The organism is Micromonospora sp. NPDC050795, from assembly GCF_044456785.1.
Lineage (GTDB): Bacteria > Actinomycetota > Actinomycetes > Mycobacteriales > Micromonosporaceae > Micromonospora.
In genome coordinates this window covers 133070-153681 of the sequence record NZ_JBITGE010000012.1, presented here as the reverse complement: position 1 = coordinate 153681, position 20612 = coordinate 133070, and the positions used below count along the sequence as shown (strand labels likewise).

Annotated in this window: 23 protein-coding genes; 12 read left to right on the top strand and 11 right to left on the bottom strand. The window is 72.1% G+C overall.

The genetic code is table 11. From position 1 onward, the window contains the following. Nucleotides 1-3 precede the first annotated feature (3 nt). Nucleotides 4-822 (bottom strand): PaaX family transcriptional regulator C-terminal domain-containing protein, encoded by an 819-nt coding sequence (locus ACIBEF_RS13625; RefSeq protein ID WP_396793669.1) that lies wholly within the window; start codon nt 820-822, stop codon nt 4-6. A 190-nt stretch (nt 823-1012) separates the two neighbouring features. On the opposite strand from ACIBEF_RS13625, the gene ACIBEF_RS13620 reads away from it, so the two are divergent. Further along, complete coding sequence (locus ACIBEF_RS13620) at nt 1013-1180, top strand: DUF3117 domain-containing protein (RefSeq protein ID WP_007455245.1); 168 nt, start codon at nt 1013-1015, stop codon at nt 1178-1180. A 147-nt stretch (nt 1181-1327) separates the two neighbouring features. Next, nucleotides 1328-2803 (top strand): leucyl aminopeptidase family protein, encoded by a 1476-nt coding sequence (locus ACIBEF_RS13615; RefSeq protein WP_396793668.1) that lies wholly within the window; start codon nt 1328-1330, stop codon nt 2801-2803. 42 nt (nt 2804-2845) lie between these two features. On the opposite strand, the gene ACIBEF_RS13610 is transcribed toward ACIBEF_RS13615, so the two are convergent. Continuing rightward, nucleotides 2846-3415, bottom strand: a complete 570-nt coding sequence (locus tag ACIBEF_RS13610; RefSeq protein WP_238683858.1) for an O-methyltransferase — start codon at nt 3413-3415, stop codon at nt 2846-2848. Between the two features lie 315 nt (nt 3416-3730). Between ACIBEF_RS13610 and ACIBEF_RS13605 the strand changes: the two genes are divergently transcribed. Together ACIBEF_RS13605 and ACIBEF_RS13600 are read left to right on the top strand one after the other, a co-directional pair. Next, the gene (locus tag ACIBEF_RS13605; RefSeq protein ID WP_396793667.1) at nt 3731-5185 is read left to right on the top strand and encodes a trypsin-like peptidase domain-containing protein; all 1455 of its coding nucleotides are present in this window, start codon (nt 3731-3733) and stop codon (nt 5183-5185) included. Between the two features lie 97 nt (nt 5186-5282). Then, on the top strand, nt 5283-5708 hold the full coding sequence (locus ACIBEF_RS13600; RefSeq protein WP_396793666.1) for a preprotein translocase subunit TatB: 426 nt from the start codon (nt 5283-5285) through the stop codon (nt 5706-5708). A gap of 106 nt (nt 5709-5814) precedes the next feature. Here ACIBEF_RS13600 and ACIBEF_RS13595 read toward each other — a convergent pair whose 3' ends face one another. The 3 genes from ACIBEF_RS13595 to ACIBEF_RS13585 form a co-directional block, all read right to left on the bottom strand. Further along, nucleotides 5815-6963 carry an Mrp/NBP35 family ATP-binding protein gene (locus ACIBEF_RS13595; RefSeq protein WP_396793665.1) on the bottom strand — a complete coding sequence of 383 codons (1149 nt, stop codon included), beginning with the start codon at nt 6961-6963 and terminating at the stop codon, nt 5815-5817. Between the two features lie 76 nt (nt 6964-7039). Next, the gene (locus ACIBEF_RS13590; RefSeq protein WP_396793664.1) at nt 7040-7690 is read right to left on the bottom strand and encodes a DUF1003 domain-containing protein; all 651 of its coding nucleotides are present in this window, start codon (nt 7688-7690) and stop codon (nt 7040-7042) included. Further along, entirely contained in the window at nt 7683-8969 is a 1287-nt protein-coding gene (locus ACIBEF_RS13585) for a magnesium transporter MgtE N-terminal domain-containing protein (protein ID WP_396793663.1), read from the bottom strand. Before ACIBEF_RS13585 ends, ACIBEF_RS13590 begins: the two co-directional genes overlap by 8 nt. A 33-nt stretch (nt 8970-9002) precedes the next feature. Here ACIBEF_RS13585 and ACIBEF_RS13580 point away from each other — a divergent pair, with 33 nt between their 5' ends. Together ACIBEF_RS13580 and ACIBEF_RS13575 are read left to right on the top strand one after the other, a co-directional pair. Next, nucleotides 9003-9872, top strand: coding sequence for a PhzF family phenazine biosynthesis protein (locus tag ACIBEF_RS13580; RefSeq protein ID WP_396793662.1), 870 nt, complete (start codon nt 9003-9005; stop codon nt 9870-9872). Between the two features lie 12 nt (nt 9873-9884). Beyond that, nucleotides 9885-10415 carry a hypothetical protein gene (locus ACIBEF_RS13575; RefSeq protein WP_396793661.1) on the top strand — a complete coding sequence of 177 codons (531 nt, stop codon included), beginning with the start codon at nt 9885-9887 and terminating at the stop codon, nt 10413-10415. 8 nt (nt 10416-10423) lie between these two features. Here ACIBEF_RS13575 and ACIBEF_RS13570 read toward each other — a convergent pair whose 3' ends face one another. Then, nucleotides 10424-11143, bottom strand: coding sequence for an HAD family hydrolase (locus tag ACIBEF_RS13570; protein WP_357221825.1), 720 nt, complete (start codon nt 11141-11143; stop codon nt 10424-10426). Nucleotides 11144-11249: 106 nt separating this feature from the next. Here ACIBEF_RS13570 and ACIBEF_RS13565 point away from each other — a divergent pair, with 106 nt between their 5' ends. The 3 genes from ACIBEF_RS13565 to ACIBEF_RS13555 all read left to right on the top strand — a co-directional run bounded on the left by ACIBEF_RS13565 (nt 11250) and on the right by ACIBEF_RS13555 (nt 14206). Continuing rightward, entirely contained in the window at nt 11250-12227 is a 978-nt protein-coding gene (locus tag ACIBEF_RS13565) for a DMT family transporter (RefSeq protein ID WP_396793660.1), read from the top strand. Between the two features lie 69 nt (nt 12228-12296). Beyond that, nucleotides 12297-12821 (top strand): SigE family RNA polymerase sigma factor, encoded by a 525-nt coding sequence (locus tag ACIBEF_RS13560; RefSeq protein ID WP_279515046.1) that lies wholly within the window; start codon nt 12297-12299, stop codon nt 12819-12821. Next, nucleotides 12818-14206: a hypothetical protein gene (locus ACIBEF_RS13555; RefSeq protein WP_396793659.1), complete on the top strand. Its 1389-nt coding sequence runs from the start codon at nt 12818-12820 to the stop codon at nt 14204-14206. The genes ACIBEF_RS13560 and ACIBEF_RS13555 overlap by 4 nt, the downstream gene beginning before the upstream one ends. Here the strand turns inward: ACIBEF_RS13555 and ACIBEF_RS13550 are convergent. After that, nucleotides 14203-14496 (bottom strand): hypothetical protein, encoded by a 294-nt coding sequence (locus ACIBEF_RS13550; protein WP_396793658.1) that lies wholly within the window; start codon nt 14494-14496, stop codon nt 14203-14205. The genes ACIBEF_RS13555 and ACIBEF_RS13550 overlap by 4 nt on opposite strands. Beyond that, nucleotides 14489-15313 carry an SDR family NAD(P)-dependent oxidoreductase gene (locus ACIBEF_RS13545; protein WP_396793702.1) on the bottom strand — a complete coding sequence of 275 codons (825 nt, stop codon included), beginning with the start codon at nt 15311-15313 and terminating at the stop codon, nt 14489-14491. Before ACIBEF_RS13545 ends, ACIBEF_RS13550 begins: the two co-directional genes overlap by 8 nt. Nucleotides 15314-15441: 128 nt before the next feature. Between ACIBEF_RS13545 and ACIBEF_RS13540 the strand changes: the two genes are divergently transcribed. Further along, a complete protein-coding gene (locus ACIBEF_RS13540) occupies nt 15442-16398 on the top strand; it encodes an HpcH/HpaI aldolase/citrate lyase family protein (RefSeq protein ID WP_396793657.1) in 957 nt (318 codons plus the stop codon). Nucleotides 16399-16473: 75 nt separating this feature from the next. Here ACIBEF_RS13540 and ACIBEF_RS13535 read toward each other — a convergent pair whose 3' ends face one another. After that, entirely contained in the window at nt 16474-17019 is a 546-nt protein-coding gene (locus ACIBEF_RS13535) for a DUF4190 domain-containing protein (RefSeq protein WP_396793656.1), read from the bottom strand. Between the two features lie 118 nt (nt 17020-17137). On the opposite strand from ACIBEF_RS13535, the gene ACIBEF_RS13530 reads away from it, so the two are divergent. Next, nucleotides 17138-18043 (top strand): SDR family NAD(P)-dependent oxidoreductase, encoded by a 906-nt coding sequence (locus ACIBEF_RS13530; RefSeq protein ID WP_366605329.1) that lies wholly within the window; start codon nt 17138-17140, stop codon nt 18041-18043. Between the two features lie 27 nt (nt 18044-18070). On the opposite strand, the gene ACIBEF_RS13525 is transcribed toward ACIBEF_RS13530, so the two are convergent. After that, nucleotides 18071-18610 (bottom strand): DUF4190 domain-containing protein, encoded by a 540-nt coding sequence (locus ACIBEF_RS13525; RefSeq protein ID WP_357224483.1) that lies wholly within the window; start codon nt 18608-18610, stop codon nt 18071-18073. A gap of 177 nt (nt 18611-18787) precedes the next feature. Between ACIBEF_RS13525 and ACIBEF_RS13520 the strand changes: the two genes are divergently transcribed. Next, nucleotides 18788-19984: an acyl-CoA dehydrogenase family protein gene (locus ACIBEF_RS13520; RefSeq protein WP_396793701.1), complete on the top strand. Its 1197-nt coding sequence runs from the start codon at nt 18788-18790 to the stop codon at nt 19982-19984. A 212-nt stretch (nt 19985-20196) separates the two neighbouring features. Here the strand turns inward: ACIBEF_RS13520 and ACIBEF_RS13515 are convergent, their stop codons facing one another. Then, a complete protein-coding gene (locus ACIBEF_RS13515; RefSeq protein WP_357195475.1) occupies nt 20197-20604 on the bottom strand; it encodes a CoA-binding protein in 408 nt (135 codons plus the stop codon). Nucleotides 20605-20612: the final 8 nt, after the last annotated feature.

Here is a 20612-nt window from a genome sequence, read left to right as displayed (position 1 = left end):
TGTCTAACGACCCTTCTGTCGGACGATGCGGTTGCCGGCGTCGAGGCACTGTTCGACGTACCGGTCGGCGGCCGGACGCAGGCGGGCCGCGTGCCGGTCGAAGAAACTGGCCGCGGCGGTGCCGGGCCACCGCTTGGGCAGCAGCGCCGGGGGCAACTGCGGATCCTGGAAGAGGAACGTACGCCAGGCGTGCACGAGGCGGAACCGCGTCGCGTACGCCTCCTCGTCGCTGCTGCGTACGGTGACCGCGGCGAGCAGCGGGCGCTGGTCCGCCACGAACCGCTCGTAGGCGCGGCCGATCTCGGCCAGGTTCCAGGCGCGTCGGACCACGCCCATCGCGCCGGGGGTGCCGGAGAAGTGCGAGGCGGTGAACCGCTCGAACCGGATGCCGGTCTCGGCGAGGAGCAGATCGACATCCTCGGCGGGGCGGGTGGCGACCCAGGTCTGCTCGTCGAGCGTCCCGTAGCCGAGGAAGCTCAGGTTGGCGGCGAGCCGCTGGCGGTCCCGCCGGGAGCCCGGGGCCTCCAACACCAGCAGATCGAACCGGCCGTCCCAGGTGACCCGGCCGGTCCGGTAGATCCGGGCAGCTGCCTCGTCGAGTCGGCGGGCAGCTTTCGGTGTGATCGAATATCCGGGTCCGGAGACCAACCGGAGGGGCTCGAGCCACCCTTGGCGCACCATCCGGGAGACGGCGGTGCGAACTGCTGGCGGTGCGATTCCCAGCGGTGCCAGCAGCTTGACCAGGGCAGCAACCGGTGCCCGGCCACCCCTCGGACGGAGGTGGTCGCCGTACAGGTCGAAGAGTGCCGACCGTGCCTGCATGACCGCACATTGTGACAGGCCTTCTCAAGATAAGCTAGATGCTGTTACATCAATGCTGCTCCGGTTTGGGTCCGGCGGTGTTCATCAGGGAAAATCGTTTGTTGACACCCCCGTGACCGTTGCGGGTGGTCGTGACGAAGTGGCTGTGGGGCAACCCACCGACCCTGGTGTAGGTCTGAGGGGAGACAACATGGCGGCGATGAAGCCGCGGACGGGCGACGGTCCGCTGGAAGTCACCAAGGAGGGGCGGGGCATCGTCATGCGGGTCCCGCTGGAGGGCGGTGGCCGGCTCGTCGTCGAGATGACTCCCGACGAGGCCAACGCGCTCGGTGACGCACTGAAGGCGGCGGCCGGCTGAGTAAGGAGTGCTCCGGGCGGCTCAGGCCGCCCGGAACGTTCTTCAGGCCCTGAGCCACCGGAACCACCGGTGGCTCAGGGCCTTCAACGCTGCGGGCAGGCGGGTTGGCCGCCGACCCGCGACACTTTCCTGGAGGTGCGGTTCCGCGTGCTCGCCATTCGTCTGATCGCCGAGCCCGACCGGCTCGACGTCCTCGTCCTGCCCGTCCGCTCCACCGATTCGACGGCGGAAGGTGACACCTCGGCCGAGCCGGTTCCGACCGCCGTGGCGGGCCCGGACGGCACGGCTGACGAGGCGACCGCCCTGGTGTCAGCGGCCCGGCTGACCGGCCGAGCCGGCGAGATCCACACCCAGCTGCGCCCCGGGCGTACCCCCGGCCGGCTGCTGCTGCTCGGCATTGGCGACGGCGACGAGGCGGCCTGGCGGACGGCCGGCGCGGCCCTGGCCCGCTCAGCCTCAGCTGAGACGCATATCACCATCGCGCTGCCGGCCGAGGTGACCCCGGCCGCGGTTCGCGGGTTGACCGAGGGGCTGCTGCTCGCCCCGTACCGCTTCCGGCTCACCGAGGCCGGCGACCGACCGGCGCTCACCGGCGTCGACCTGCTGCTCGACGACCCCACCGGGTACGAGGACACCGTCGCGACGGCCCGAACCACGGCCGCGATGACGCATCTCGCCCGGGATCTGACCAACACCCCCTCCTCGGTGAAGACCCCGCAGTGGTTCGCCGACCAGGTGGGCTCCGCCGCGGCCGATCTTCCGGACCTGCGGCTGCGGATCCGTGGCCCGGCCGAGCTGACCACCGAGGGCTTCGGCGGGATCCTCGCCGTGGGCGGTGGCTCCGCCAGCGGACCCCGGCTGGTCGAGCTGGACTGGCACCCCGCCAACGCGCGCACCCACGTGGTGCTGATCGGCAAGGGCATCACCTTCGACACCGGCGGCATCTCGATCAAGCCGGTGGCGTCGATGAAGCTGATGCGCAAGGACATGGCCGGCGCGGCTGCGGTCGTCGCCGCCACGCTGGGCGCCGCCGCGCTGCGGCTGCCGGTCCGGATCACCACGTTGGCCCCGCTGGCCGAGAACATGGTCAGCGGCTCGGCGTTCCGCCCCGGCGACGTGATCCGGCACTACGGCGGTACGACCAGCGAGACGACCAACTCCGACGCCGAGGGTCGCCTGGTCCTCGCCGACGCGCTGGCGTACGCGGTGCAGCAGCTCAAACCGGACCTGCTGCTCGACCTGGCCACGCTCACCGGAGCGAACTCGGTGGCGCTGGGCAAGCGCACCGCCGCCCTGTACAGCGAGAACGACGAACTGGCCGCCGGCGTGCTGGCGGCGGCCGAGGCGGCCGGCGAGTCGGCGTGGCGGATGCCGTTGCACACCGACTACGTCGAGTACCTCGGCAGCGAGATCGCCGACCTCTACAGCGCGCCCACGCAGGGTGCCGGCTCGGTGCTGGCCGCGCTCTACCTGCGCGAGTTCACCGGTGAACTACGAGACCGCTGGCTGCACCTGGACATGTCCGCCCCGTCCTGGGCCGACGGAGACCAGGCCGAGGTCAGCCGCGGCGCCACCGGTTGGGGCGTCCGCTCGCTGCTGCGCTGGCTCGCCGACGTCAACTAGAGCCTCGGCGCGACCGGGGCTCTGACCCGTCCTGAGCTCGAATCAGCACTTCACCGCGGCGAGCAGCCCGTGCCCGACCGGAAGCAGCGCCGGGATCCAGTGCTCCGACTCCCGGACCGCTTTGATCGTTTCGCGAACCGTCACCGTCTCCGCGTCCCGGGCGGACGGGTCTCCGATCCGACCGCTGGCCAGCACACCGTTGAGCGCCAGCACGCCCCCCGGGCGCAACAGTCGCAGCGCCGCCTCCACGCAGGCATGGAAGCCGGTCGCCTCCGCGTCAACGAAGACCAGGTCGTACGCACCGTCGGCGAGCCGGGGCAGCACGTCGAGCGCCCGACCGGTGATGATCCGGGTACGCCCGGCCGCGAAACCCGCCTCGGCGAAGATCCGCCGGGCGATCCGCTGGTGCTCCACCTCCACGTCGATGGTGGTGAGCACGCCGTCGACGCGCATGCCGCGCAGCAACCAGACACCGCTGACCCCGGTGCCGGTGCCGATCTCCACCACCGCACGGGCGTTGCCGGCGGCGGCCAGCAGCCGCAACGCCGCCCCCGCGCCGGGCGTGACCGCGTCGAGGCCGACCTCCCGGGCCAGGCTGCGGGCGGTACGCAGAACGAGATCCTCGGTGACGTACGACTCGGCGAAATGCTGGGCCTGTGTCGTCGAACTGCCGGAACCGGCGACCGTGGCGATGGGGCACCTCCGGGGGCGGTGCGTGGTGCGGGGGCGGGTTGGCACTGTGAGCGTAGAGGCGACAGTCGTGGGGCGCGCAGCCGCGCCTCCGCCGGAAGCGATCACCGGGGCAACCGCTGACTGCGCCGCGTCCATCCGTGCAATCCTGGAGGCGGTATCCCGTCAGCCGCGACCAGACCGGCCCGTGGCCGGGCGACGCGGCACGGGATCCGGGGACGGACTGGGAGGCACCACGTGACCGACGGCTGGGACTGGCGCCGGGGCGGTGAGACTCCGGCTCCGGCGCGACCGCCCGGGGCAGGAGCCCCGTCGGTGGGGCCGCCGACCATGCCGGGGGCTGAACGCCCGCCCCTCGGCCCGCCAGGCAGCGGGCCGGCACCGGGCTGGCCGGCGTCTTCCGGCGGACCGACACCGGGCTGGCCGGCGCCTTCCGGCGGACCGACACCGGCCTGGCCGACGTCGGCTTCGGGCGGGCCAGGCCCTGCCGAGGCGTCGGCCTGGTGGTCGAACGCGCTCGCGGACCCCTGGCGCGACCCGGCCGCCCCGACCGCTGTGGTGGTGCCCGGGGTGGTGGCTCCCGGCGCCGAGCCCGAACCGGTCACCGACCCTGATGCGCCGGGCCGGCCGACACTGCGCCACCTGTTGCTCATTCCCGTGATCACGGCGCTGCTGGCCGGCACCCTCGGCGGTGCGTTGGGCTACGCGTTCGCGGTGCGCGGCGGCGCTGGCGCGGCGGTCCTCGGCAGTGCGCCCGCAGAGGTGCCGGCACTGGCGCAGCGCAAACCGGAGTCGCTGGCCGGGGTCGCCGAACGGGTCCTGCCCAGCGTGGTCACCGTACGGGTGAGCAGCCTCGGCGGGACCAGTGAGGGCTCCGGTTTCATCGCCACGACCGACGGCCATGTGATCACCAACGACCATGTGGTGGCCGGCGGCACCGGCAAGGCCTCGGTGGTCTTCAACGACGGCAGCACCGCGCCGGCGACCATCGTCGGCCAGGACGCGGAGTCGGACATCGCGGTGATCAAGGTGAGTCGTCCCGGGTTGCGACCCGTGGAGTTCGGCGACTCCGACGCGCTGGCGGTCGGCGACCCCGTGCTCGCCATCGGCTCGCCGTTGTCGCTGGCCAACACGGTCACCGCCGGCATCGTGAGTGCGCTGGACCGGACGATGCAGGCCGGCGAGCCGGGCGGCCCGGTGCGCTACTACGCGGCCATCCAGACCGACGCCGCCGTCAACCACGGCAACTCGGGCGGCCCACTCGTCGACGGCGCGGGCCGGGTGGTCGGAGTGAACTCCACCATCAAGTCACTGGTCGCCGAGGGGCAGGAGGCGGGCAACATCGGGCTCGCCTTCGCCATTCCGATCAACCAGGCCAAGCGGGTGACCCAGGACATCATCGGCACCGGCAAGGCCCGGCGTACGGTGATCGGCGCGCGGGCGGACGGCCCGACCGGGGTCGTCGGGGGTGGTCTGCGGCTGGCCGAGGTGGAGCCGTCCGGCCCTGCGGACGGCGCCGGACTGAAGGTCGGTGACGTGATCCTCAAGATCAACGGGCGGCCGATGACCGAGCCGACGGATCTGACCGCGTTGGTCCGCAAGTACGCACCGGGTTCGATCGTGACCGTCGAGTATCGGCGGGGCTCCGCCCGGCAGAACACCTCGGTAACTCTCGCCGCGGACGCGAAGTGACTCAGCGCGGAAGCGAGGCGAACAGCGGCGCACCCCTTGCCCGAAAGCCGTCCGCCGTGCGTAGTCTTGCTGCTGACGCCGAGAGGAGGCCCGCGGGATGCTCGACAACCTGAACTGGTGGGAGATCGGTGCGCTGCTGCTCCTGGCGCTGTTGATCTTCGGTGACCGGCTTCCCGCCGTGATCACCGACGGCCTGCGGTTGGTGCGAAACCTGCGCAACATGGCCCGCAACGCCACCGGTGACCTGAGCCGTGAGCTGGGCACCGACATCCAGCTGGAAGACCTGCACCCGAAGGCGTTCATCCGCAAGCACCTCCTCAGCGAGGAGGACGAGGCGGCGATCCGTAAGCCGTTGCAGGGGGTCTACGACAACCTGAGGGCGGACGTCAGCGGCGTGCACAACGACCTGAAGGACGTGGCCAACGCCGCCGACCTGCGGTCGAACGGGAATTCGGCCGCCAGCACGGCCACCAGCACTTCCTCGGCCCCGGCCCCTCGGGCCAGCTACGACGACGCCACCTGACCGACCCGCCCCCGGGCCTGCGCTTGCCAGCGCCTGGCGGACTACCCACCGACGCGAATCAGCCCGCCGGCCGACAGCGGCCGACGGGCTGACGTGTTCCGGGTGGTCAGCGACCGGCGGGCTTGAGACCGAGTGGCTTGCCGAGCAGCGATTCGCGGCGCAGGGCGAGCCGGTCGGCGACCGTGCCAAGCGCCCGAGCGGCCGGGGACTCCGGCTCGGCCAGCACGATCGGGTTGCCGGCGTCGCCGGCCTCGCGGACCCGGGTGTCCAGTGGGATCTGACCGAGCAGCGGCACCTGCGCGCCGATGGTCCGGCTCAGCGACTCGGCCACCGCCTCACCACCGCCAGCGCCGAAGATCTCCATCCGGGAGCCGTCCGGGAGCTCCAGCCAGGACATGTTCTCGATGACGCCGACCACCCGCTGGTGGGTCTGCAGGGCGATCGCCCCGGCCCGCTCCGCGACCTCGGCGGCGGCGGTCTGCGGGGTGGTGACGATCAGGATCTCCGAGTTGGGCAGCAACTGGGCCAGCGAGATGGCCACGTCGCCGGTGCCCGGCGGCAGGTCGAGCAGGAGCACGTCCAGGTCGCCCCAGTAGACGTCGGCCAGGAACTGCTGCAACGCCCGGTGCAGCATCGGGCCGCGCCACACGACTGCGGCGTTGCCGGAGGTGAACATGCCAATCGAGATCACCTTCACGCCGTGTGACTGCGGCGGCATGATCATGTCTTCGACCCGGGTGGGCCGCGCCTCCGTACCGAGCATCCGGGGCACCGAGTGGCCGTAGATGTCGGCGTCGACGACCCCGACGGAGAGCCCACGGGCGGCGAGCGCCGCCGCCAGGTTGACGGTGACGCTGGACTTGCCGACGCCACCCTTGCCGCTGGCCACCGCGTACACGCGGGTGCGCGAGCCGGGCTGGGCGAACGGGATGACGGGCTCCTCGGTGGCACCGCCGCCGCGCAGCTGCGACTGCAACGACTGCCGCTGCTCGGGGGTCATCACCCCGAAGTCGATCTCAACGCCGGTGACTCCGGGCACCGAGGCGACGGCGGCGGTGATGTCCGTACGCAGCTTGTCCTTCAGCGGGCAGCCGGCGACGGTGAGCAGCAGCTCGACGCGGACCACACCGCTGGCACCGATCGTGGCGGAGCGGACCATGCCCAGCTCGGTGATGGGCCGGCGGATCTCCGGGTCGTTGACGGTGGCCAGCGCGGCCTGGATCGCGTCCTCGACGGTGCTGACGGGTGCTGACATGCCCGCAATGCTACGTCGCGGGGCATCCGTTGCCGCCGCTGCCCAGGGCGGTGTGAGCCAATCGATGACCCGTCGGTCAGCCGTCCGACCGGCGCGGGCCGGTGCCGTCCGGCCGGGCGTTGCGGGTGAAGTCGCCGTCCAGGTCGTCGCGGGGTTCTTCCAGGCCGACGCCGTCGGTCGGCCGCTGGCCACGTCGCTCCTGCCGGTTGTCCTTCTCCTGCTGGCGGCGCTCCAGTCGCTGCCGGCGTTGCCCCACCTCGTCCAGTTCCTCAGCCAGCCGGGCCAGCTCGGAGCGGAGGAAGTCGCGGGTGGCGACCTCACCCAGCGCGATCCGCAGGGCCGCGATCTCCCGGGCCAGGTACTCGGTGTCCGCCTTCTGCGCGGTGGCTCGCCGCCGGTCCTCCTCCAGGGCCACCCGGTCCCGGTCGGCCTGCCGGTTCTGGGCCAGCAGGATCAGCGGGGCCGCGTAGCTGGCCTGCAACGACAGCACCAGGGTCAAGAACGTGAAGGTGTACGGGTCGAAGCGCAGGTTCGCCGGGGCCAACGTGTTCCAGACGAACCAGATCATGATCACCACCGTCATGACGACGATGAAGTTCGCGGTGCCCATGCCCCGGGCGATGCCCTCGGACCACCGACCGAACGCCTCCGCGTCGAACCGGGGCAGCTTGACGCCCCGGGGCTCGCGTGGCTGGTCGAGACGCTCCGTCCGACGCTGGTCAGCCATCCGTGCCGTCCAGCTCGGAGTCGGTGGTGCCCGGGGCGACGAGGGCGTCGCGGTCCCGCCAGTCCCGGGGCAGCGAGTGGTCCAGCACGTCGTCCACCGTCACCGCACCGACCAGCCGGTTGTTGCGGTCGATCACCGGCATGGCGACCAGGTCGTAGGTGGCCATGCGGCGGGTGATCTCCGGCAGCGGCGTGGTGGGGCGCAGCGGGTCGATGTCGTTGACGACCACCTTGCCCAGCAGGTCGGCCGGGGGTTCACGCAGCAGCGCCTGGAAGTGCACCATGCCCAGGTAGCGGCCGGTCGGCGTGTTCTGCGGTGCCCGGGTCACGAAGACCTGCGCGGCCACGGCGGGGGAGAGCTGTGGCTCCCGGATCCGGGCCAGCGCCTCGGCGACGGTGGCGTCCGGCGGCAGGATGACCGGCTCCGAGGTCATCACACTGCCCGCCGTGCCGGGGGTGTACTTGAGCAGTTGGCGTACCGGGTCGGCCTCGTCCGGTTCCATCAGGTCCAGCAGCACGTCCTGCTCGGGTGGGGGTAGTTCGTTGAGCAGGTCGGCGGCGTCGTCCGGGTCCATCTCCTCCAGGACGTCGGCGGCCCGCTCCCGGTCGAGGGCGGCGAGGATCTCCACCTGGTCGTGCTCCGGCAGCTCGCTGAGCACGTCGGCCAGTCGCTCGTCGTCCAGCGCGGCGGCGACCTCGTTGCGTCGCGCGTCGGGCAGATCCTGCAACGCGTTCGCCAGGTCGGCGGGGCGCATGTCCTCCAGGACGGCGAGCAGGTTCGCCGTACCCCGGTTGTCGGCGATGCCGCTGAGCCCGCGCACCCGGTCCCACTCGACCTGGTGCAGGTGGCCGCGGCGGCTGAGCCGACCGGTCTGTTCGCGGACGGCGACACGGGTCAGCGACCACTCGCCACCCCGGGTGCACTCCATCGCGATGTCCACGACGGCGCCGGGCTGGCCGCCGGGGTCGAGTTGCACCCGCCGGTCGAGCAGTTCCTGGAGCACCAGCAGCTCGTTCGGACGCTTTTCGAACCGGCGCAGGTTGAGGGTGCCGGAGCCGAGCACGACGGCGTCCGCGTCGATGGAGGTGATCCGGTTGATGGACAGGAAAATCCGACGACGCATCGGCATCTCGGCGACGAGGCCCACCACCTCCGGTGGACGCTTCGTCGCCCGAAGCCGTGCCACGGCGTCACGAACCCGGCCCACCTGATCGCCGTTCGGGTCGAAGACGGCGACTCCGGCGAGACGGGCGATGTAGACCCGGGTCGGCGTACTCACAGGCATCAGCCTAAGCGCCTAGTGTTTATCAACATGTCGACCTTGGCCTACGAGATCGTGGACGTCTTCACCGATCGCCCCTTCGCCGGTAACCCGCTGGCTGTGGTGTTCGGTGCGGAGGCGCTGGCCACCGAGCAGATGCAGGCGCTCGCGTTGGAGTTCAACCTGTCCGAGACGGTGTTCGTGCTGCCGCCGACCCAGGTCGGCGTCACCTACCGGGCCAGGATCTTCACCCCGGTGGAGGAGTTGCCGTTCGCCGGGCACCCCAGCGTCGGCGCGGCGGTCACCGCCTGCCGGCGGGGCATGTTCGGTGTGGGGCAGGTCACCCAGGAGTGCCGGGCCGGTGTGCTGCCGATCGAGGTGACCGCGTCCGGGGCGACGCTGACCGGTGGTGCCCCGACGCTCGGGCCGGAGCTGGACCCGGAGCCGTTGCTGGAGATCGCCGGCCTGGTCGCCGAGGACCACATCGGGCCCGCCCCACGGGTCGCCGGCTGCGGGCTGGAGTTCCCGTACCTGCCGGTGCGTCCGGAGTCGGTGGCCCGCGCCCGGGTGGACCCGGCGGCGGCGCAGCGGTACGGGGTTTCGCACGTCAGCGTCTTCTCCTGGGACGCGGCCGCGCAAACCGCGCACGCCCGGGTCTTCGTGCCGGGAATCGGCGTTCCGGAGGACCCGGCGACCGGTTCGGCGGCCCTCGGCCTCGGTGTCTGGCTGGTCGCGAGCGGTCTGCTGCCCGGTGAGGGTCGGTCCGAGTACGCGGTCCGTCAGGGCGTGGAGATGAACCGTCCGTCCGCGTTGGCCTGCACCGTCACCGCGGCGAACGGGGCGGCGGTCGGCGCGACCGTCGCCGGCCAGGTGGTGCCGGTGGCCCGCGGCGAGATCGCCGTGCCGCCGTTCGTGGGCTGAGCGGAGGCGCCGATGCGGGAGGATGCGGGTGTGACGGACGAGACCGCCCCCGGGGGCACCCCACTGGTCGACGAGGCGATGAAGAAGGCCGCCGTGGCCTGGGTCAGCGTTGCGGGTGGACCGGCGCTTGCGCTCTGGTGCGCCCCGCTGGAGGGCGCGCTGCTGGTGGTCAGTGGGCCGGGCGAGCAGGCCGCACCGGGTCTGGCCGACGCGACCGAGGCCCAGGTCACCCTGCGCGGCGACCACGGCGGCCGGATCGTCACCTGGCCGGCCCGGGTGAGCCGGTTGCAGCCGGGCACCGAGGCGTGGGACGTCACCGCGCCGCTGGTGGCGGCGAAGCGCCTCAACGCCCCCGGTCCGACCGCTGAACTGGTGGCCCGATGGGCTGCCGACGGATGCGCGGTGAACCGCCTCGCCCCGGCCGGTACGCCGCTGGCCGGAGCGGAGTTGCCGGCCGACGCGCAGGCCGAGCCGCCCCGGGCGACTCCGGCGGTCCGGGCCACCCGTAAGCCGTTCCGCCTGCACCGGGTCCGCCGCCGCTGACTGGTCGATCAGCCCGTCCGACCGCCGACGCCCGCCACCGCGGCGTCGGCGTCGACGAGGGCGAGCACCTCGCCCAGGGTGCCGAGGGCGGGGCCGCACCAGTCCCGGTCGGCGTTGAAGACCATGTGCGTGGCCAGATCCGGTGCGGCGAGCCGGACGGCGGTCATCCCGGCCCGCTCGGCGCCGGTCAACTCCTGGCTGCCGCCATCACCGACGTAGAGGCAGTCGCTTGGCGCGAGTCCGAGCCGCTGGCAGGCCGTCAGGTAGAGCGTCGGATCCGGCTTGCACCGCCCGACCTGCACCGAGAAGACCCGTACGTCGAGCAGGGGGGCGACCGCGAGCTGCGGCAGGAAGGCCGGCAGTTCGTGCGTACAGTCGCTGATCACGCCGGTGCGCAGGCCGCGTTGACGCAGAGCCGCCAGCACCGGCACCGCGTCGGCCCGCAGCCAGGTGTCGGCGCGGACCGCCCGGTGCCGGGACGCCACCGCTGCCCGTACCGCATGGTCGCTCGGGTGGACGCCGGCCTGGGCGCACACCCAGCGCAGTGTCGCCTCCGCGTCGCCGAGCCGGCCGCTGGCCCGCTCGTAGTAGGTGCGGTTCAGCACCTCGGTCAGGACCTCGGTGGGACATCCGAGCAACTCGGCGGTGCCGACGTGCGCGACACCGCGTTGTACCGAACGGGTCAGGGTGCCGAAGAAGTCGAACAGCACCGCCTGGTAGCTGGGCATGGGAGAGCGCCTCCGGGCGGTCGAGGGTCGCCGGCGCGGAACCGCGTGATCGTAACGGAGTGATGACCCTCCGTGCTGACCGTCATACGTGTGAGGATTACGTCCCGTGCCCCCACCTTCACCCCGACCGTCAGTGGATCCGCTGACCACCGGCGCGGTCGGGCTGGCCGTGGTCGCCGTGTCGTCGTCCGCGCCGCTGATCGCGTACGCCGCCGCTCCGGCGCTGGCCATCGCGTTCTGGCGCAACCTGCTCGCGGTGGCCGTCCTGAGCCCGTTCGCACTGGTCCGACGCCGCGCCGAGTTCCGCAGGCTGACAGTGGGCGCGGGCCGGCGGGAGGGCCTGTTCTGCGTTCTGTCCGGGGTCGCCCTCGCCGGGCACTTCGCGACCTGGGTGCCGAGCGCCCAGCTCACGTCGGTCGCCACGTCCACCGCCCTGGTCGCCACCCAGCCGGTCTGGCAGGGGCTGATCGCCCGCGCCCAGGGGCGTCCGCTGCCCCGGGTGGTGTGGACCGGCATCGCGGTGGCGGTCGGCGGCGCGGCGGTTGCCACCGGGGTGGACGTCGGGGTCTCCGGCCGGGCCGTCCTCGGTGACGTGCTGGCGCTGATCGGCGCCATGTTCGCCGCCGTCTACACCGCCTTCGGGGAACGGGCCCGGGTCAGCATCAGCACCACCACCTACACCACCATCTGTTACGGGATCTGCGCGCTGATCCTGCTGGCCCTGTGCCTGGTCGGGGGCGTGCGGCTGACCGGCTTCGACGGGCGTACCTGGCTGGCCATCCTGGCCCTGGTGGCCGGTGCCCAACTGCTCGGGCACTCGATGTTCAACTACGTCCTGCGGAAGATCCCGGCGACCACGGTGAGCGTGCTGATCCTGCTGGAGGCGCCCGGCGCGGCAGTGCTCGGCTGGGCCTGGCTGGGGCAGGTGCCCCGCCCGTACGCGCTGCTCGGCATGGCGATGCTGCTGGCCGGCGTGGCGGTGGTGGTGCTGGGCGGCGCCCGCGCCGGCCGCCGTGCGGCCGAACCCACAGCCCTGCCCGCCGACCCGACGCCACTGTCCGACCGATCGCCCGACACGACGTGAGGAACATCAACGCTGGTTCCCTCCGCGAAGGGCTCGCCCGGCGTCTGTCCGGGTGAGGAGGGCGATCCGTTGACGACTGAGGACCGCACCCGGGACGGCTTCGCCGACTTCGTCCGGGCCGAGACCGCCGGGCTGACCCGGCTCGCGTACCTGCTGACCGGCGACCGGCATCATGCCGAGGACCTGGTCCAGGTCGCACTCGCTCGGGTCGCGGTGCGGTGGGAGCGGATCGCCGACCCGCGCGCCTACCTGCGCCGGGTGCTCTGCACGCAGGCGGCCAGTTGGTGGCGCTGGCGGCGGGCCCGCCCACCGGAGCGGCTGGACGGGGCGTTGCCGGAACGCCCCGGGCCGGGTGACGACACCGATCTGCGGCTGGTGCTGTCGGCGGCGCTGGCCCGGCTGACCGCGCGGCAGCGCGCGGTCCTCGTGCTGCGCTACTACGAGGACCGCACCGAGACGGAGACGGCGGAACTGCTCGGCTGCCGGGTCGGCACCGTGAAGAGTCAGACCCGCCACGCCCTCGGCCGACTCCGTGTCCTCGCCCCCGAGTTGGCCGAACTCGTCGGCCGTGACCCGCAGGAGGTGGCCCGGTGACCGCTCGGCTCTCCGAAGCGCTGCGTCGCCTCGCGGACGACGTGCCGCCCGCGCGCGTACCGGCGGGGCTCTTCGACGCGGCGCGGACCCGGCACCGTCGTCGCCGGGCCGTCGTCGCCGGCGCGCTCGCCGTCCTGGTCCTGCTCCTGGGCACCGGGTACGCGCTGCACCCGGTCGCCCTGCCGCTGCCCGCCAGCCCTCGGCACGACGACCCGGGCCTGCCCACCCGGCTCGTCGACCCGCCGCTGCGGACCGCCTCGGTGCGGGCGTCGGCGCCGGGTGCAGCCGCGATGCTCTTCGGCGGTCCCGCTGTGCGCACCAACTGGTTCGAGACCCGGATGGCCGTGGTGGCCGCCGACGACGACCGCTACCGCGTGCTGGACGGCGATCCGGCCGTCGCGGGCTTCGAGGCGATGCTCTCCCCGGACGGCCGGTATGTCTGGATGGGCGCGTCGCTGCTCGATCTCAACTCCGGAAGGACCACCACGGATCGCCCGGACGGCTATCCACTCGCCTTCGCGCCCAACGGGAAACGCCTGGTCTACGCCGACGACGACACCACGTTCACGTCCCCGAACACCTACTCCACCCCGTACGTGGGGGTCTACGACCGGGATCGCGGAACCGACGTGCTGCGGGTGCGGGTCGGCACCACCTGGGTTGCGCCGGGGCGTACGGCCGCGTTGTCGCCGGACGGCGGCGACCTCGCCCTCCAGCTCCGCGACGAGGTCTGGCTGGCCCGGGTGGGCGACGCGGGCGCGGATCGGGTGGCCGAGCCGTACCGGAAGCTGCCGTTGGCGGGCGGGCGGCTCGCCGGGGCCGGGTCCTGGCTGCCGGACGGCCGTTCGGTTACTGTCCTCGGCCGGTCCACCTGCACCGACTGCCCGGTTCCGTCCTACCGACGCACCTGGACACTGGTCCCCAGGTCCACAGTCGACGGCAACCCGCTGGCCGGCGCGGCGTTTCCGCCGCTGCGCTCCCGCTCGTTCGTGCAACTGCTCGGCTGGCGCTCGGCGGACGAGGCGGTCGCGTTGGTCGGCGTGCCGGGCCCGGCGGCGGTGGACAGCCCGGAGGAGCACGACGTCGCCTGGGGGCCCTATCACGAGGTCGGCACGGAGGCGGTGGAACTCGTGGTGCTACGTCGGGGGGCGACCGCGCCGGAGGTGCTCTTCCGGACGCCGGAGGGCATCACCGACCTGTCGGTCGCCGCCGACCTCGCGATCGACGGGGCGGTACGCGAATCCGGCCGCCCCCACTACGGGCCACCGCCGTTCTGGGCGCTCGCTGTGGGGTTCGTCCTGGCGGTCCTGGTCGCGCTGCCCGTGCTGTCGTGGCTGCGACGCCGGCGCGCTCGACGGTCAGGCCGACTTCTGCGTGGCGGCTAACCCTCGTGCACCTCGATGACCCGGGTCGTCGGGGCGGCGTCGCCGAGGGCGGCACGCAGGGCCGCCCGGTCCGGGTCGGCGAGGAACGACTCGTAGCCGGCCCGTCCGGCGAACCGGATCACGTGCACCTCGGTCTGCCCGTCGGTGCCGTGCAGTCGCCGTTCCAACCGGCCGCCGTGCCGTTCCAACAGGGCCAGCACGGCGTCCTCGTAGCGCTGCCCGGCGGCCCCCGCCCCGACGGCGAACTCGACGATCGCGACGAGTGTCAGCTCATCGCCCCGGTCAGTCATCGAGACCGACCGCCTTGGCGCTCGCCGCCCAGAGCCGGGCGGCAAGCTGCGGATCGGCCGCCTTCCGGAGCGGCCGACGCGGGCGTCGGTCGACGTAGTACCCCCCGTTGATCAGCCGGGAACGCTCCTGTCTGGCCAGCCACACCAGGGTCTCGGCACCCTTCTCCGGGCTGCGGAACGGCATGAAACGCATGCCGAACGCGACGATCCTGCTGTCGTTGGCGAACCGGGTACGGACCACCCCGGGGTGGAAGCTGTACGCGGCGACGTCCGGCCAGCGCCGGGCCGCCTCGGCGGTGAACAGGACGTTCGCCTGCTTGCTGGTGCCGTACGCGCCCATCGGCCGGTAACTACGCAGTGGCTTGTTCAGATCGTCCGGGTCCAGTGCGCCGAAGCGGTGCGCGCCGGAGGCGGTCACCACGACCCGGCCCACCCGGTCGGCCAGCAGGTTGGTCAGCAGGAACGGGGCCAGGTGGTTGGCCTGGATCGACATCTCGAAGCCGTCGACGGTTTTCAGTGGTTGCAGCGCGATCGCGCCGGCGTTGTTGGCGAGCACGTCGATCCGGTCGTACGCCGCCCGGAGCCGCTCGGCCAGTCGGCGTACGTCGTCGAGGATCGCGAAGTCGGCCCGGAACAGCTCCGGACGCTCGCCGGAGGTCTCCCGAACCCGTTCGGCCGCAGCCTGCAGGCGGGCCGGGTCCCGTCCGACCAGCACCACCTGGTCGCCCCGGCAGGCCAGGTGCACGGCAGCGGCCAGCCCGATGCCGGAGCTGGCCCCGGTCACCACCACCAGTCGGCGCCCAGTGAGATCTTCCACAGGTCCATTCACCCCGGTCATGGCGCGAGGTTACCGTGGCGTCACAACGACCTTTGGGATCGTTAAGGTCTCGGATCTGTCGTCAGGTGGCGTCGGCATGCCCGCCGGACGCTGGAAGGAGCGCATCCATGGCCGCAGTCGGTCGCCCCCGCAGGTCCTGCCTCGCCGTGCCGGGGTCCAGCGTGAAGATGCTCGGCAAGGCCCAGGGCCTCCCGGCCGACCAGGTCTTCCTCGACCTGGAGGACGCCGTCGCCCCACTGGCCAAGCCGGACGCGCGCAAGAACATCGTGGCCGCCCTCAACGAGGGCGACTGGGCCGGCAAGACCCGGGTGGTCCGGGTCAACGACCTGACCACCCCGTGGACCTACCGGGACGTCATCGAGGTCGTCGAGGGCGCCGGCGCCAACCTGGACTGCATCATGCTGCCGAAGGTGCAGACCGCCGACCAGGTGCAGTGGCTGGACCTGACGCTCACCCAGATCGAGAAGACGATCGGCCTGGAGGTCGGCCGGATCGGCATCGAGGCGCAGATCGAGAACGCCGCCGGTCTGGTCAACGTGGACGCGATCGCCGCCGCCTCGCCGCGCGTGGAGACCATCATCTTCGGCCCGGCCGACTTCATGGCGTCGATCAATATGAAGTCGATGGTGGTCGGCGGCCTGATCCCGGACTACCCGGGCGACCCGTACCACTACATCCTCATGCGGATCCTGATGGCCGCGCGGATGCACGACAAGCAGGCCATCGACGGCCCGTTCCTGCAGATCCGTGACGTCGACGCGTTCCGCGAGGTGGCCAAGCGCTCGGCCGCGCTGGGCTTCGACGGCAAGTGGGTGCTGCACCCGGGCCAGATCGACGCCGCCAACGAGGTCTACCAGCCGGCGCAGGCCGACTACGACCACGCCGAGTTGATCCTCGACGCGTACGAGCACTACACCTCGGAGGCCGGCGGCCGGCTCGGCGCGGTCATGCTCGGCGACGAGATGATCGACGAGGCGTCCCGCAAGATGGCGCTGGTGGTCGCCGCGAAGGGCCGGGCCGCCGGGATGAGCCGTACCTCGTCGTTCACCCCACCGGAGCAGTGACCGGCCGGGCCGGGACGACCGCCGCCGGCTGTCGAGCCGGCCCGACAATCGCCGGTACGCCGGCCCGCCCGCTGGTCAGTAGCTGCTGTCGTTGCTCGTCACGATCGCGTAGACGATCGCGGCAACGTAGAAGAGGATCACCAACACCAGGAACCCGGTGAGGATCCAGCCGACGATGATGGCGGCCTTCGCCATCCCCGCACCGCCCTCACCGCTGAGCCGGATCTGCTTCTGCGCGACGTGCCCGAGGATCGCGCCGATCGGCGCGGTGATGCAGGACGTGAAACCGATCAGGGCCAGCACGAACGCCGCGATGGCCATCCCGTTGGTCTTCGGCGGCTGCGGGTAGCCGTAGCCGGGGTGCTGCGGCGGGTAACCGGGCGCGTATCCGGGCGGCGCGTATCCGGGCATCGGCTGGGTCGCCGGCTGCTTCGCGCCGGCGTACGGGTCGACCGGGGCGTACGGGTCCGGGGCGTACGGGCTGGGCGCGTACGGGTCGACCGGGCCGGGTTGCGCGGGCACCGGCTGACCGGCCACCAGGGTCGGATCCGGTGCGGGGCTCGACGGCTGGGCGGACCACGTGGGATCGCTCCAGTTGCCGGGCGGCGGGGGATTGGTCATACGAACTCTCCGTCAGGTTGGGGTGCGGAGACAGGGTAGCCAGCGCTGCCCAAACCCGACGCCCCCGCTTCCGGGTGCCGCGTTGCTCGGGCCGGTCGTAACGGGCAGGATCCCTGACATGGCATACGACGCGCGCGCCGCGGACCGCTCCGGCAGTCGACCCCGACGGGACGTCAGCCGCCCGGGTGCGGGCCGGCGCGCCCGGACGGCCGCCCCGGCGGGCAGCCCCGGCCCCGACGAGCCGGTCGCGCTCACCGACCCGGTCACCATGCGCCTCGACGGGCGGGTCGCCCTGGTCACCGGGGCGGGCAGCCCGGACGGCATCGGGTACGCCACCGCCCGTCGACTCGCCGACCTGGGCGCGCGGGTGGCCATCGTCTCCACCACCCGACGCATCCACGAGCGGGCGACCGAGCTGGGGGTGACCGGTTTCGTCGCCGACCTGACCGACGAGTCCGAGGTCGGCGCGTTGGCCGATGCCGTCGCCGAGCAGTTGGGCGACGTCGAGGTGCTGGTCAACAACGCCGGCCTGGCCAGTCGCGCCAGCCAGGGGGTGCTGCGGCCGGTAGCACAGCTGACCTACGACGAGTGGCGCGGCGAGATCGACCGCAACCTCTCCACCGCGTTCCTGTGCAGCCGCGCGTTCATCGGGGGGATGGCCGAACGGGGCTGGGGTCGGATCGTCAACCTGGCGGCCACGGCCGGCCCGGTCAACGCCCTGCCCACCGAGGCCGCGTACGCCGCGGCGAAGGCCGGGGTCGTCGGGCTGACCCGGGCCCTGGCCATGGAGATGATCGCCGACGGGGTGACCGTCAACGCGGTGGCGCCCGGCACCATCTACACCGCGGCGTCCACCATGGCCGAGATCAAGCAGGGGTTGGGCACCCCGGTGGGGCGGCCGGGCACGCCGGACGAGGTCGCCGCGGCGATCAGCTTCCTCTGCTCGCCGGCCGCCTCGTACATCACCGGGCAGATGCTCGTGGTGGACGGTGGCAACAGCGTCCGCGAGGCCCGCTTCCGCTGACCGCGACGGGCCACACCGGCCCGTCCGTCAGTAGCCGCCACTGTCGCCGGAATTGCCGAAGGCCACCAGCGCCAGCCAGCCACAGCAGGCCAGCACTGTGAGCCCGGTGAAGACGTAGCCCAGGATCAGCCCCCAGGTCGCGAGCTGGTCGCCCTCCTCGCCGCTGGTACGGATCTGCCGCTTGGCCACGTGACCGAGGACGGCGCCGGCCGGCGGAAAGACGAAGGCGAACACCAGCGACAGGATCGCCAGCACGTTCGTGCCCCGACCCGGCCCGGCCGGCGGTGGACCGTACTGGCCGTAGGGGCCCTGCGGGGGGTACGGCGGTTGCTGACTCCAGTGCGCCGACTGCTGCGGCCCCTGGTGGCCGTACGGCGACGGTTCGCCCTCCGGCGGTCCGTACGGTGAGCGTTCCGCTGGCAGCTCGTACGCCGGCTGGTCCGGCTGCGGCGCGTACGGTGACTGGCCGGCCGGCGGTGGCGCGTACGGCGACTGGTCCTTCGGTGGCTCGTAGGGTGACGGCGGCGGCTCGTCCTCGGGCGGTCCCGACGGCGGTGGGTAGCTCACAGCTGTCCTCCTCCTGCCGGTGCCGGAAAAGTCCCTCTTGCCGGACGCTACCCGCAGCGGTGAACCTTTTCACAGCGGTTGTGTGGACTGGTCACCTTGGCCTCCTCGACCCGAGGGGCCGATACTGACCCAGCGTTCAGTTACCCACGAGTAGTGCGCGGATCCCCGGAGGCTGAGATGGCCCGACTCGCCCAGACGCCCGGCCTGACCGATGTGCAACAGTCGATCCTGGAGACCGTTCGGGACTTCGCCGACAAGGAGATCATCCCGCACGCGCAGCGGCTGGAGCACGCCGACGAGTACCCCACCGACATCCTCGACGGCATGCGCGAGATGGGGCTGTTCGGCCTCACCATCGACGAGGAGCACGGCGGCCTCGGCGAATCACTGCTCACCTACGCGCTGGTGGTGGAGCAGTTGTCCCGCGGCTGGATGTCGATCTCCGGCATCGTCAACACCCACTTCATCGTGGCGTACCTGATCTCCCAGCACGGCTCCGCCGAGCAGAAGGACCGGTTGCTGCCGAAGATGGCAACCGGTGAGGTGCGGGGAGCGTTCTCCATGTCCGAGCCCGAGACCGGCTCCGACGTCTCGGCGATCAAGTCCCGGGCCGTCCGCGACGGCGACCAGTACGTGCTCAACGGGCAGAAGATGTGGCTCACCAACGGGGCCTACTCCTCGGTGGTGGCCACCCTGGTCAAGACCGACACCGGCGCCGAGTCCGTCTACGGCAACATGAGCACCTTCCTGCTGGAGAAGGAGCCGGGCTTCGGCGAGACCGCCCCCGGCCTCACCATCCCCGGCAAGATCGAAAAGATGGGTTACAAGGGCGTCGAGACCACCGAGATGGTGCTCGACGGCGTCACGGTGCCCGACTCCGCGATCCTCGGCGGTGCCGACCAGGTGGGTCGCGGCTTCTACCAGATGATGGACGGCATCGAGGTGGGCCGGGTCAACGTGGCCGCCCGCGCCTGCGGCATCTCCATCCGCGCCTTCGAGTTGGCGGTGAGCTACGCCCAGCAGCGCAAGACCTTCGGCCAGCCTCTCGCCAAGCACCAGGCGATCGCCTTCAAGCTCGCCGAGATGGGCACGAAGATCGAGGCCGCGCACGCCCTCATGGTCAACGCCGCCCGGCTCAAGGACGCCGGCCAGCGCAACGACGTGGAGGCCGGGATGGCCAAGCTGCTCGCCTCCGAGTACTGCGCCGAGGTCGTCCAGGAGGCGTTCCGCATCCACGGCGGCTACGGCTACTCCAAGGAGTACGAGATCGAGCGGCTGATGCGGGAGGCCCCGTTCCTGCTCATCGGCGAGGGCACCTCAGAGATCCAGAAGACCATCATCTCCCGAGGCCTCCTCAAGGAATACAAGCTCTAACCCCGCCCGCCCCGCCCCGCCCCGCCCTGCCCTGCCCCCGCCCTGCCCCCGCGATCTTGCACTTTCGGTTGCCGGATTGACCCTTGTATCCCTTATGTCGGGACAGAAAGTGCAAGATCGCGGGGGCGGGGGCGGGGGCGGGGGCGGGGGCAGGGGCAGGGGCAGGGGTGGGGGTGGGGGTGGGGTCGTGGGGGTGGGGTCGGGGGCTTGGGTCAGGGCAGGCGGGTCAGGTTGGCGGCGGCGCGTTCGACGATGAGGCAACGGTCTTCGACGTAGTCCATGCCGGCCTCCTCGGCGATCCGCCGCGCCTCGGCCGAGACGATGCCCAGTTGCAGCCAGACCGCGGGAGCGCCGATCGCTGCCGCGTCCCGCACCACCTGCACGGCGTCGGCCGCCGGTCGGAACACGTCCACCAGGTCCACGGGGTGCGGAATGTCGGCGAGGGTCTTGTAGGCCCGTTCCCCGAACAGTTCGTCGACAGTCGGGTTGACCGGGATGATGCGCCAGCCGTACTGCTGCATCTGCAACGGCACGCCGTGCGCGGCCTTGAACGGATCGCGGGACGCGCCCACGACGGCGATCACGGCGGATTCGGCGAGGATCTGCTGAGCGGTACGCACCCGCCGAC